Below are 12,690 nucleotides of genomic sequence, written 5' to 3' on the forward strand. Positions count from 1 at the left end.
GGGAACCACCGTGAAGATCGTGATCACCGGCGGCGCCGGATTCATAGGCAGCAACCTCGTCCGCGCCCTGACCGAGCAGCCCGAGGTCACCCGACTCCGGGTCGTAGACAACCTCTCCACCGGGGACAAGGCGAACCTCGCTGGCCTCGACGTGGACTTCTTCGAGGGAGATCCAGGACGCCGCCCTCCTCGACCGGGCGTTCCGCGGCGCCGACGCTGTCGTCCACCTAGCCGCGCTCCCCTCCGTACCGCGCTCCCTGCGAGATCCCCTGGCCAGCCACCACGCCAACGCGACCGGCACACTCCAGGTCCTCGAAGCCGCCCGCCGCGCCGGCGGCCCGCACGTGATCGCCGCCTCCTCGTCCTCCGTCTACGGCGCCAACCCCCAGCTGCCGAAGCACGAGGACCTCGTCTCCGCGCCGATGAGCCCGTACGCGGTCACCAAGCTCACGAGCGAGGCGTACCTGAGCGCCTACCATCACAGCTTCGACCTGCCGGTCCTCCCCTTCCGCTTCTTCAACGTCTACGGCCCCGGCCAGCGCGCCGACCACGCCTACGCCGCCGTCATCCCGAAGTGGATCAGCGCCGCCCTCGTCGGCCGACCGGTGACCATCCACGGCGACGGGACCCAGACGCGCGACTTCACGTACGTGGGTACGGTCTGCGACGTCCTCGCCGACGCCCTCCTCCGCCGGGTCGTGGACCCCCACCCGGTGAACCTGGCCTTCGGAAGCCGTACCTCGCTTCTGGACCTGGTCCAGGAGATCGAGACGGCGACAGGGCTCCCCGCGCGCCGGGAACACGTGCCGGTCCGTGCCGGTGACGTCCCCCACTCGCAGGCCGACAGCAAGCGACTGCGAGCCCTGTTCCCGGAGCTCGCCACTGCGGCACTCGAAGAAGGGATCCACGCCACAGTCGACTGGTTCCGTCAGCGGCCAACCGCGTCGTAGGAAGGGCACACGGTCGCACCGCCTCCCGCCCCGGGCCCACTGAACCCGGGTGACATCACCAAGAACTCGGCCCGCATCCGCTTCATGTTCATGGCGCGGAGGGCTTCGCCACCATCGACGTCCGGTATCGGGCGCCGACCCACAGTCCGGATCGGCGTCTTTCTGACCCTCATGCCGCAAACTTCGTCGACGCGAGCACCAGTTCCACCAGGGGTGGGCAGCCAAGGCTGCCCACCCCCTACTAGTCTGCGGCTACCCTGCCGGACCTGCAGCGCGTTGCTCGGGAAGCAGAGCCCCGGAATCCCCTTGGGAGCTGGCCAGAGGATCTCTGGTCCGACAGGAACGCCACCGCGAGACGGTGCCACCCGGCCCTGCGCTGCCCTGCCCGTGCCGCCGGGACAGGTGATACGCGGCCAGGGCCGGCAGTTCTGCTGCCCGGAGTTGGTCCGCCGCAGGTGCGATCGCCATGGCGTGCATCTGGGATCTGAAAGCGGCCTCGGCACGGCACAACGACTCGAAGCGCGAACTCGCTCGCATCCAGTCCTCATCCTGGCCAGCTTCGAGCTGCACGTACATACGGACGAGGTCCCGGTACCCGTGATGGAGGCCAACCCACTCTCCGAACCAGCGGACACCTGCGCCGTCTCCCGACGGCTGGCGAAGGTGGGTGATGGTCAGGCCTTCCATCTCGAAGTCCCCCGGCGGCACTGATCCACCGACCAGGACCTTCCACAGTTCATGACGAGTGGCTCGCATCCCGACTACCGGACTCGATGATCCGCCGATTCGCTCCGCGGTATCACGGATGTATGGCAGTAGGTCCTCGAACGTCACCGGAAGGCAGGACCCCTCCTCATAGGAATCAGCATTTCTGAACAGCTCGGTGTCGAAGAGCCGGTTCAGTCGTCGCACGCTCCCTTCACCACTGTATTCCGCCTCATCCCACAGCAGTCGCAGCCTTTCGATGAGCTTCCGCTGTTCAGAAACCCTTCTCCCGCCCTGAACCAGCATGGTGTGACTGCGGTAGTAATAGGCCTGGCTTGTTGCTTGCCTGAACAGTTTGACGGCCCCAGTGAGCACAAACATGTCCAAGGCTTGCCGAAGGCTGCCGTTTGCGTCCCAAGAATTCCCACGATCGCGCCACGGTCGCACCACATGCGCGTTGCCGTCACTCACTTCGACCGCTCCGAGATAACCATCCGGCCTGGGGAGGGTGACGACATAATCCATTGGCAAGAGGACTCCGTCTCCGGCGGGATCGAGCAGAGAACGCGAGAACGGAGTCCAGGCGTACTTGACGTACTGGGATCGCGGCAGCAATTCCAGAAGCCGTGCCAGAAGCTCGTTGACGACGGGACGTGGGCGTCCTGGCCGAATCGTGTTCACGGCCGACCAAGGATCCGACTCGTCGTCGATGACAAGCGCTGGAACATCCGACAGGCCAGCCCTGTGGTCAGCCAGGTCACGCACCAGTCTTCCCAGTACGGTTGCGTTGCGCTTCACAGCCAACAGCCGGGGCGCAGTATGCCGAAGATTGTAGACAGAGTTGAGTGGGAGTTCCGGATCCGCCCGTTCGAATTCCCAGAGCCTCCTGTCTAGATCTGTCCCCAGGTAGTCGTGTTCGGTAGTCGTGAGACGAAGAATCGGATTGTTTCCGCCTTCCACGAGATGGGCGTCCAGTGCCTGCTGGATCTGGAGTCGCTGGATATTCCGAGATCCGCTGAGGACGATCACCAGTCGGTACCCCATGTCCATGGCTTTGGCAGTCAGAGCCGTGAAGGACATTGTTTTCCCCGAACCTGCGGTGGCCATGACGAGTCCGCGGGATCGCACGGCCTCCGGCTGGCTGGGCGGGGCGAGACGGGCAAGAACCTCGCTACTGCTGTGGTCAAGGTACGCGGAAGCGTGCTCGGTTGACCGTCCGAATGACGCGACGACTGCGGCCTGGTGACGCGACCAGTACCCATCGGCCAGGGAGACCGGGGCCCGGGTTTCTTCTCCCAGATCGACTTCGGCCCAGTCGTACGCGCCGTCGCATTCGTCGTCCACGGGATCAGCAATGGAGGATGCTTCCAGCAGTTCGAGGAACTCGGCGATCTCAGCGTGCTCTGCTGTCGCCGGCGCGCCACCCTCCGCGAAGTGTTCCAGCGCCTCTTCCCACGCGACGTAACGCTGGTCCACGCGCGTGCTGTCAGCTGTGTTCCGTACGAGGATGTCCCATGCGCGACGAGCGGTTCGCTGCAGGGCGGGTGCGGTGTCGGGCGTCTTCATGCGGGCCTCCCATCGAATCCCTGGTCGCGTACTTTGGTCGTGAATCGCCGCCAGATTCCCTCGGCGGAGCGGTATGGAAGCCCGAGCTCGGCGGCGACGTCCTTCGGAGCCAGTCCCATGCCGCGCAGCCGGATCATGGCGCGGACCTTCTCGTCTTCCTCGCTGAACCGGGCGTCGAGGTCAACCCAGTTCTCGGTGGCCGTGAACTGATCCGCCGATGACTGAGCCGGCGGATCCGGCATCTCTTCACCGGCGTCCTCATGTTCGCGGTACTTCTGGGAGGCGGCCCAGGTCTTCGCGACCGTGGAGAACTGCAGGGTCACCATGTTGACGAAGGTGGTCTTGAGGGAGGACCGCTGAGGATCCCATCTGCCATCTCGGAGCACCTTCTGCAGTGCTCGGGCCCCGGCCAGCAAGGCGTCCTGGGCGAGGTCGTGCCGGGCGGTCTCGTCATAGCGGAGAAGTTCCCTCAGAGCCGGCGGGAGGGCCGTCACGGCCCGCCCCATCTTCTTCGCCCTGTCGAACATCCTCCCGTCCTTGATCCACGCCTCCACCGGCCCCTGGCATCCCTGCTGCATCATGCCGATGAACACATCCCACGCCGGGCCCTGGAAGTCCTGCCTGCGCAAGCGCTCCACCGTCCGGACATCCGCCAGTCGGGCCTCGTCGAGCTGTTCCTGCTCGTCCCCGCCTGACCGGAAGCCGGAAGAACGCCCGCCTTCCGGGGCAGCGGGCGACTCCGCGTCGCCGCCTGCCGGTTCTGCCCAGCCCACGAACGATCCTCCATGACGATCAGACTCCGGTTCGAACCACTCCTTCCGCCTTTTAGGTACGCCCATCCGCAGCTTCCCTCGCCCCTCGACCATGATCCACGTCACACCCCGGACCGCGGGGGCAGATGCGTGCTGGGGCACCTACACGGTGGGTAGCGGCCGACGTCAGTCGGCCACGTCATCCAGGAGGAGCCCGTGCCCACACCGCCCAACGCCCCAGGCACCGCCCCCGTCCCCCCGGCACAACAAGGAGCCGCACCGCTGCACACCCCGGGCCCCGAGGCCTCGCGCCCCCTGCTCACCGCGCACGCGGCCATCGTCCTGCTCATTGCCACGGTCGTAGGGGCTATCGCCGGAGTGCTCACCTACCGCAGCACGGGCAACATGGCCGGAGCCGTGCTCGCCGGCCTCGGCGCGGCCGGACTCAGCGTTCCCGTCCTGCACAACCTGATCGGCGGATGACCTCGGGTTGTCACCAACCGTTGAGGGCGTGCCCCGGGTCGGCTGGCCCGGGGTCTCTCCGTCTCCGGGAGACAGGCGATTCGAGCGCCAGCCAGGTCGATGTTCTCTGCGGTCCACTCGTGGTCAGCAAGGGACTGCCACAGGCAGCGCCAAGGCGGTCGGCCCGTACCTGCGACGCCTGTTCGCCCCTCAGCGGGGCGTCGGCGGATCGGGGAGCGCGGCGATCTTCTCGCTGTTGTCCGCGGCCAGGTGTACCAGGCGCTGGTGCTCCTCCTCGGTGAGGGCGCGGTCGGAGACGTGGATCTCTCCGTGGTACTGCCCCTGGGTCGCTTCTCCGACGGACGGCCCGGTCGCGGTGCACGACAGGTCCTTCGACTTGCCCGGCTTGATCGTGAGGGTGCCTGAGCACTCCGGGTCCAGCTCCACCGGCGTCCCGTCCCGGTCGACAGCCCACGAGTAGGTCACCGGGACAGCCTTGGAGGCGTCCGGTTCCGAGGTGGACCCCAGGTAGGTGACGGTCACTCGGGCGGTGAAGACGCAGGCAGTGGGGGCACACCTACCCTTGTAGTCGCGCAGGATCTGGGTGGTCACGTCGATCCGGTGATCCACCGCGTCGCGGATCTCGGGCAGTTCCGCGCGGAAGTCGGCGGAGAACCGCTCCACCTCGGACCTGGACGGCACCTCGACGTCGAGCACGGCTGTGTCGCCGAAACTGATCCGGTCGACGAACCGGGCGCCGTCCGCCTGCTGGTCGCTCAGGCAGACGGTGGTGTCATCGACGTGGAACGGGGTGCAGGTGTGATCACCCATGGTGACGGGCGTGCCGATGGTGATCTTCTCGTCCGGGACGTCCTCCGCCCGCACGGTCTTCGCCAGCGCCGGGGGCGCCAGAGTGGTGGCGAGGTCCTGGGAGAAGAACATTCCTGGCTGCACCATCGAGGGGTGCTCGGCGAGCACCTTCGACTTCTCGGCCATGCCGAACCCCCGCCAGGCCTCGGTCTCCCCGCGCAGGAACGACTTGCCGTCGATGCCCACGTAGTCCAGTGCCGGACCGCTGGGCATCGCCAACGTGCCGAGCGCGTCGGCAGGATTGCTGACGATCAGGTCCACCTGTGCGTCCTCGCCGCCCGCGGGTTCCTGGGCTCCTGTAATGCTCATGGTGCCCGTGTAGTGCAGCGCCGGGAGGTCCCGCAGGAGGCCGGCGGCGCGCGTCAGCTCGGCGCGTGGTGACGAGCCGCGGGCGTCGGCCGCCCCGTCGTCGCCGTCCGGCCCGATGAAGATCCACAGGATCAGGCCGGTGACGGCGAGGAGGAGGAGAAGCAGCGCGAGCAGCAAGGTCCGCCGCCGCGAGCGGCGGCGCGCGTCCGGATCCGGCGCCGGGCCGGGTGCGGGGGAGGAGACGGATTCTGTCACTGCCCGTCACCGCCCTTGTCCTTGCCCTTGAGCGGAGTGAGACAGGTGACCGGGATGATGGTGGGCCAGGTGTACGACTGCTCCGCGACGACCTTGCCGTCGACGGTGATGCGGCAGGTGGTCGTACCGGTTCCCTCGAAGTCCTTACGGTCCGGGATGGCCCCGGTCTCGCAGGAGTCGCCGCCGGTCGCGCGACCGATACATCCGGTTCCGTTGGCCATCAGGCTGACCCACGGGTTCTTGCCCTCCACCGAGAGCGTGGTCTTCCACGGCGACTGGGCCGACAGTTCCCCGTCCTTCTGCCCAAGCACCTTCATGCCGTCGGGGCCGGTGACGTGCCCGAAGTAGTTGATCGCGACCGGCCGCCCGTAGTCGGAGGTGACCTCCAGGACGACGGTGTGGTGTTCGCCCGGTTTCTTGTTCGGGGCGGTGGCACCCTTGTCCACGCCGTCGTCGCCTCCGCCGCACGCGGTCAGTGCGAGTGCGCCGCTCAGCAGCAGGACCGTGACGCGCCGCCGCGACGTGGTGGGGGTGATCGTCATCTGTGCGCCCTCCGGTGGGGTCGGTGAGGCTGGTTGGGTCGGTGGACCGGGGTGTCGGGTCGACAGGGTCGACTCCTGCCTCTACGGCGTCGCTTCGGGCGGATCGCCCCCTTTTCGGCGAGCCAGTAGGACATCGCGTCGACCGAATCGATTGCGTTTTGGTGGGCGATGTCCGCCGCCTCGGCCGTCGTGAGATCCGGTCGCATGGCTAGGGCCCGGCAGGTGTCGGTCATCTCCCGATGGCGGGTCAGCACACGCGTCCACATTCGCTGTCCTGCCGCGGAGGGCACGTCGAGGTAGGCGCCCGCCCGCCGCGTCGCCTGGTCCATCGCTCCACAGGCGTCCGTGACCCGGTCCATTGCCTGGAGAAAACCGGCGTCGTCGGTGGCCTCGCCCACGGCCGTGAAAGCGGCGCTGTACCGAAGTTCCGCGGTCCGCAGCGCCTCGATGCGTTCCAGGCCGCCCGCCGCCGCCCACGCCTGGTGCTGGAGCCGGGACACCGCAGCCGAGGGCTCGGGCGCCGGGCGGTCCGGCACCAGGGCCGGCCGGGAGGCCCGTCCGGATGCCGCGGACACGTCCACGGCGAGTGCTGTCGCTCCGATCCAGGTCACGACGGCGCCGACCGCGGCCAAGCGGACAGCACGCCGCCACTTCGGACGGAGCGGCCGCTCCGCGACCGGCGCGGGCCGCGCGTCCGGGTGCGGCCCGGCCCTGCGCCTGGTGGTCACCCGACGCACGAGCAGCGCGGCGCCCCGGCCCGCGAGCCCGACGCCGCGACCCACGAAGGCGGCCAGGCCCGCCACCGGCGTGCCCAGGGCCACGGCGTAAGGAAGGTGGGCCTCCCGCGAGAGCGACCAGGCCACCGCCGGCGGCCCGCTGCCCGCGTCCGCCCGGACCAGGATGTGCGCGGCCACCACGCCCAACAATGCGGTGATACCCGCCGCCATCAGTCCGGTTGTCAGCCACCCGGAGTCGGTGAGCGCGGCGACGACGGCGGCGGTCAGGGCCATTGCGGCGCAGATCACCAGGACCGGCACCATCATCTGTGCGAGGCGGAGCGGCCCGACCGCCCCCGAGTCTCCGAGCTCCGCGTCCCGCAGCCAGGCCAGCGCCACGGCCAGCCCGGCCGAGCAAGCGATTCCGCCTGTCAGCCCGCCTGTCAGCCCGGCGACGGGCGACTGTCCACCTCCACGGGCCCCTTCGCCGCCTGGGCGCGAGGCGGCGACCAGCGCGAGCACGGGCAGTGCCCAGAGAAGTACCTGCGCCCACCACAGACTCCCGGCACCCGTGAGCGTTCCGGGCAGCAGGCCCAGCACGGCGACGACGTGCCACAGCGGCCCGAGGTCCGAGGGCGGCAGTCCGGGCAGTCCGTACGAGGCCAGCACCCCGGCCGTCGTGAACGGCCAGCCGTCCGTGAGGACCTCGCCCACGGACCGCCACCAGTACAGGACCGAGGCGTACGCGAGCGCGGGCACCGCCAGGCCCGCGAGCATGGTCGGCCCCGGCGGATGTTCCCGCCGGGCCCGCAGCCACCACTCGGCGTTCTGCGCGGTCCACGTCATCAGCAGGACCAGCGCGGCCACCAGGATCAGCAGTGCCTCGGGGTGGGCGGGCAGCCACTGGTTCATCGCGGCGCGCGGCCCGGTCAGTTCCCCCACCACCACGCCGAGCCCGAGCCACAGGCCGGCGGACCACCCCGAGGGGACCGTCCGCCCTGCCCGGAGCGCGTACAGCACGGCACGCCACAGCGCAACGCCGCCGATGCCGACGACCAAGCCCGCGACGAGCACGGCACCGGGCCACAGGAACTCGTACAACAGCGCGTTCAGGTGCCAGACCAGGATGTCGGCTGCCAGCCCCGTGAGGAGGAGAGGCAGCGCCCTCAGCGTGAATAGCGCCTTCGGGTCGGCCAGGGAGGCGCGGCGCAGGGCCGGCGCCGGGTGCGTGCGCCAGAGCGCGGCGAACCGGACGAACGGTCTCCGCCACCCTTCCCCGGCGTACTGGCGGACGGCGCCGTCCTCCCACGGCTGCGCGCTCGCACCCCAGCGGGCGGCCATGAGGTCGGCGTAGATCTCGCGGTGGCGCAGGATCTCCAGTCGGGAGAGGTAGACCGCCAGGACCAGCAGGCCGCCGAGTACTTGGGCGTGCGTGTTGAACGGGGCGTACATGCCCCGGACCTCCGCCGAGCCGCGCAGGAGGAGGACGTCCAGACCGACGGCCGTCCACGGCAGCAGTACCAGCACGAGGAACACCCGCCACAAGGCTACGGTGGCATAGGTGATGCCGATGTCCTTGTGGTGCAGGTGCGCCAGCTCGTGCACCACCACAGCACGGAACCGCTCCTGTTCGCTGTCAGCGGTGACCACCAGGCCGCCGTCCAGGCGGATCACGGGCCGGCGCGGGCGGCCGAATGCGACGGCGCCGGTCGTCCGCGAGGCCGGATCGACAACAAAGCGGGGCGTGCGGTTGAGTCCGGCAACGGTCACCAGCTCGTCCAGCAGTGGCCGGAGGCGGCCGTGCACGTCCACGACGTCCAAGGGGACGACCCTGGTACGCCGGGTCCGCCACAGCGGCAGCAGCCGGTGGACGGCGAATGCCGCGGCGAGCGCCACGAGCCCGACGCCGACCGACACGATGGTGAAGTCCTGCGCGAACCGAGCCGTGCATTCCTCCAGCGCGGCGGGCTGACGCCGGGACTGGACGAAGCTCGCGTTCGCCGACACGCTCGGGTCGATCCCCGCCGCCAGGTAACAGGCCACCTCCAGATTGGCCTTCTCCGGTGAGGCGAGGAGGTGCCAGACGGTCCGGGGGATCATGCTCACGCTGGCCGCGGCCAGCAGGGCCAAGAGCAGCACGAAACGCAAGGTGGTGCCGGCCACGAGGACCCGCTCGTCGAGCGGGGCGGCGTCGGCGGGCTGCTCGGCGGCCCCTGCGCCGGGGGCGCCGGAGGGTAAGACAACCATCAGGCCCCGACCGGCCGTGTGGGTTCGTCCGGCTGTTCCGGCCCCTCCGGTACGCCGTCCCGCCTTGTGAATTCGTTCGGTTGTACCGGTGCGTCCGGCAACGCGGACCCGCTCGGGCGGACCGGTGTACGCGGAGCGAGCAGTTCGGGTGGGCCGTCTGGCTCAACCTCCGCTACGGCCGCCGCCTCGGGCTCAGGCTCGGTCAGTACCAGCCGAGTCACCACCGCGTCGGCGATAACCGCCGCGCGCTCCGGCTCCAGCCCGCGCTGCGCGGCCATCGTCAGCACCGACCGTCGTACGAGCACGAGCTGCTCACGCGTCAGCGGCGGGATCACGACCGGCTCGGAGGCCGACCTGCGGAAGACCCTGCGCAGGGCGGCGCCGGTCCTGGCGACCCGGTTCTGCACCCAGGTCCCGACAATCTGCTGCGTGGCCTGGTCCACCGCCAGCCACACCACCGGGGTCACCAGCGCGGCGACCTCACCGAGCCCGAAGCCCAGAGGCTCCCGCCGCCGGACCTCGCCGCCCAGCCGCTGCACAGCCGTGGCGTCGTCGAACCCGGCGAGACCCGCCAGCAGCGGCAGTTCCTCCGGGGCAACCTCGGTCACCACTTGCCGGACCAAATCGCGTACACGAAGCGCTTCGACGTCCACGACACCTCCACCGAGCCGCCGACCGACGACGCGAAACCAGAGACTAGCGCTCCGGCGCCGCGCGGGGATCAGAATGCCATCTTCCGGAACGTGGCCGCGAGCCCGGTGGCGCTCAGCCCGCGGCGGCGCAGGTACCGAAGATCTCGGCGGTGTGGTCGACGTCCACGAAGCCGTGCTCCGCGGCGATCGAGTCGGCCCACCGCTCGACAGCCGGGCCGCCGACCTCCACCGCCCTGCCGCAGCCACGGCACACCAGGTAGTCGTGACAACGGCCAGCTGACGGCCGGCGGCCTCGTCCCGGTCAGCGAGTTCACCAGCGCACTGCGGACACGGACATCGAAGATCTCTTCGCACCCGCCTTCTACCCGGAGCTGGTCAACCGCGCCTACCGCAACGACATCACCCAGCCGATCACGGCCTCGACCTGCCAAACGACTCGCGCATCGTCCGGCAGGTCGAGGCCATATTCAAGAAGCGCAACCCCACCAAGGGCCGCTTCAACAACTACCGGCCCGCCGCGACCCTACTGCGGGAACAGTCAAACCTGTTCGACCCGATCGACGCCGCGACCGCCCTCCGCGCGCAAGCTGTTCACTCGACTCAACGCCCAACGACCAAGCCAGCGATTACCGTTGAGGAGCCGACCCAGTCGGTCAGCGGGCAACGATCCGCGGACGCCGATTCGACCACGACTTGGCGTGCACATGCCCCGCTACTCGCTTTCATGAAGATAGCGAAACTCGCAGACAGCCCGAACCTGGGCACTTAAGATCTCAGGCACGGAGCGGTAGCACGCGAGATAGGGCAGCGGAACTTGATCAAAAGGGTTCAATTCACTCGGTTCAAGCAATTCAGTCAGACGTCTTTCGATTTCAACCCATCGAGCGTCACCTTTCTAGCGGGAGGAAACAACTCTGGCAAGTCGTCGATCCTGCACGGGCTGGCGGTCTGGGAGTTCTGCAAAATCGCATCCCTGATGGAGCGAGGAGAGGACGCATTCCTCGCCGTAGCAGAAGGAAGGCAGGGCTTCGGCCTGGGCGATGACGAATTCTCCCCGATCAACCTTCCTTCACTGAAGCACCTTTGGACCAATCTAAAAACAGCAAAAGGCGAAACAGACCCCGATGGATATACGCTAAAAATTCGATGCGAGTGGGACGATCAGACCGAAGAGAAGCATCTCGAATTCGCCCTATCGCTCGCAAACGACCGCCTGTTTATCAAGCCGATTTCGAGCAACCTGCAAGCCGGTGATCGCGTCCCGTCGGTAGCCCTCCTGCCGCCATTCGCCGGAATCTCCGCGCGCGAGGCACGAATCGTTGGCGCACTCCGGCGGCGCAGGATCGGAGAAGGCCTGGCCGGCGCGATCCTCCGGAACCTTCTTCTTGACATGCATCAAGCTAACCTTCGCGAACGCGAAAGGCTCCGAGGGGACAGGTCTAAAATCTCCGACAGCGATCTGAAGCGACTTCGCGAGACAGATCCATGGGAGCTGCTCCAGGATGCCCTAAGGCGTACTTTTTCCGCCGAGCTAATTATTGGCGACTTTCGCGAGGAGTACCACTCCTACATCAACGTGCAGGTCGCCAAGGGGGACGTCGAAGGCTACAAGCTCACTCGCTGGCCCAAGCACAACCCCAAGGATCTCATGGTGGAAGGGAGTGGATTCTTGCAGTGGCTGAGCGTTTTCACTCTCGCTACGGCAGATGACGTAGACGTCCTACTCCTCGATGAACCTGATGCCCACCTGCACCCCACCCTGCAAGCCCAAATGGTGGAGCAGCTTGAGGCCCTGGCAAGAAGAAAGAACAAACAGGTCTTTCTAGCTACGCATTCCAGTGAAATCCTCAAAACTGTTGACCACCAGAAAATCTTCCAGGTCAGAAAAAGTGGGGCAGGGTATCTCCAAGAGGACCATCAGAAGGTGGGGCTCCTTGCTGGCATCGGATCCGATTACGCGCCGAAGCTGGATCGCGTACGAAAGACTAAGAAGATTCTGTTCATCGAAGGATCATCGGACCTTTCGACCTTGAAGAAGTTTGCGGAAGTACTCGGGATGAACTGGAATGAGGACTGGGTTCCGTGGTACTCAACCTCTTCACACAAAGACAGGAGCCATGTATTTAGGGCAATCGCAGATGAAGTGCCGGGCGTGACTGCCTACAGCTTGAGGGATCGCGATGATGAAATCCTCGCGACCATCGGCCCCAATCTGGAGGAGAAGGGCTTCAAGTCGCCTCCGAACTTTACGGCCAGAAAATGGCGTAGGCGTTACATTGAAGGGTACTTGATCTACCCTCGCGCCTTGGCTGAAGCGGCGAACATGCCAATAGAGGACGTAGTCGCCATGCTCCGCGACGACTACGGAATCGCCATTGGAGAAACATTTCGCAACGCGATCGCACCGACAGCAATCTTGGACATGCGTGCGAAAGAGGTAATCAAGAAACTAAATGTCTCTGCTGCCGAAGTGGCGTCTTGTTTCCGGCCGGACGAAGTCTGCGAGGACATCACATCCGTACTGAAAGAATTGGACTCGTACGCAGAATGAATGCTCCAGTGAGCGATTACTGAGGTTGAACTCGTGATGTCACATGGTTGCTCAGGTGGGTCTGATGGTCAGGCCGGTCTCGGCGAGGCAGCCGTCTATGAGGTGGCTGCGG

General features: G+C 67.1%; 8 protein-coding genes and 2 pseudogenes. 3 read left to right on the top strand and 7 right to left on the bottom strand.

Going from position 1 to position 12,690, the window contains the following annotated elements; genetic code table 11:
• The first annotated feature begins 19 nt into the window (after nt 1–19).
• A pseudogene (locus ACZ5WC_RS22805) lies at nt 20–950 on the top strand (NAD-dependent epimerase/dehydratase family protein).
• A gap of 252 nt (nt 951–1,202) precedes the next feature.
• Here the strand turns inward: ACZ5WC_RS22805 and ACZ5WC_RS22810 are convergent.
• Both ACZ5WC_RS22810 and ACZ5WC_RS22815 read right to left on the bottom strand, forming a co-directional pair.
• Nucleotides 1,203–3,221 carry a Z1 domain-containing protein gene (locus ACZ5WC_RS22810; RefSeq protein ID WP_468542503.1) on the bottom strand — a complete coding sequence of 673 codons (2,019 nt, stop codon included), beginning with the start codon at nt 3,219–3,221 and terminating at the stop codon, nt 1,203–1,205.
• Nucleotides 3,218–4,099 (bottom strand): sigma-70 RNA polymerase sigma factor region 4 domain-containing protein, encoded by an 882-nt coding sequence (locus ACZ5WC_RS22815; RefSeq protein WP_468542504.1) that lies wholly within the window; start codon nt 4,097–4,099, stop codon nt 3,218–3,220. Before ACZ5WC_RS22815 ends, ACZ5WC_RS22810 begins: the two co-directional genes overlap by 4 nt.
• Nucleotides 4,100–4,189: 90 nt before the next feature.
• Between ACZ5WC_RS22815 and ACZ5WC_RS22820 the strand changes: the two genes are divergently transcribed.
• Nucleotides 4,190–4,456 (top strand): hypothetical protein, encoded by a 267-nt coding sequence (locus ACZ5WC_RS22820; RefSeq protein WP_468542505.1) that lies wholly within the window; start codon nt 4,190–4,192, stop codon nt 4,454–4,456.
• Nucleotides 4,457–4,645: 189 nt separating this feature from the next.
• Here the strand turns inward: ACZ5WC_RS22820 and ACZ5WC_RS22825 are convergent, their stop codons facing one another.
• From ACZ5WC_RS22825 to ACZ5WC_RS22845, 5 genes and pseudogenes are all read right to left on the bottom strand, one after another.
• Nucleotides 4,646–5,869, bottom strand: a complete 1,224-nt coding sequence (locus tag ACZ5WC_RS22825; protein ID WP_468542506.1) for a hypothetical protein — start codon at nt 5,867–5,869, stop codon at nt 4,646–4,648.
• Nucleotides 5,866–6,411, bottom strand: a complete 546-nt coding sequence (locus tag ACZ5WC_RS22830) for a hypothetical protein (RefSeq protein WP_468542507.1) — start codon at nt 6,409–6,411, stop codon at nt 5,866–5,868. Before ACZ5WC_RS22830 ends, ACZ5WC_RS22825 begins: the two co-directional genes overlap by 4 nt.
• Nucleotides 6,408–9,374, bottom strand: coding sequence for a M48 family metalloprotease (locus ACZ5WC_RS22835; protein WP_468542508.1), 2,967 nt, complete (start codon nt 9,372–9,374; stop codon nt 6,408–6,410). The genes ACZ5WC_RS22830 and ACZ5WC_RS22835 overlap by 4 nt, the downstream gene beginning before the upstream one ends.
• Entirely contained in the window at nt 9,374–9,985 is a 612-nt protein-coding gene (locus ACZ5WC_RS22840) for a hypothetical protein (protein ID WP_468542509.1), read from the bottom strand. The genes ACZ5WC_RS22835 and ACZ5WC_RS22840 overlap by 1 nt, the downstream gene beginning before the upstream one ends.
• A gap of 154 nt (nt 9,986–10,139) precedes the next feature.
• Nucleotides 10,140–10,316, bottom strand: a pseudogene (locus ACZ5WC_RS22845) (transcriptional repressor); the annotation flags it as partial.
• Between the two features lie 525 nt (nt 10,317–10,841).
• Here ACZ5WC_RS22845 and ACZ5WC_RS22850 point away from each other — a divergent pair.
• Entirely contained in the window at nt 10,842–12,578 is a 1,737-nt protein-coding gene (locus tag ACZ5WC_RS22850) for an AAA family ATPase (RefSeq protein WP_468542510.1), read from the top strand.
• Nucleotides 12,579–12,690: the final 112 nt, after the last annotated feature.

It is taken from the genome of Streptomyces sp. NPDC033165 (assembly GCF_055577965.1).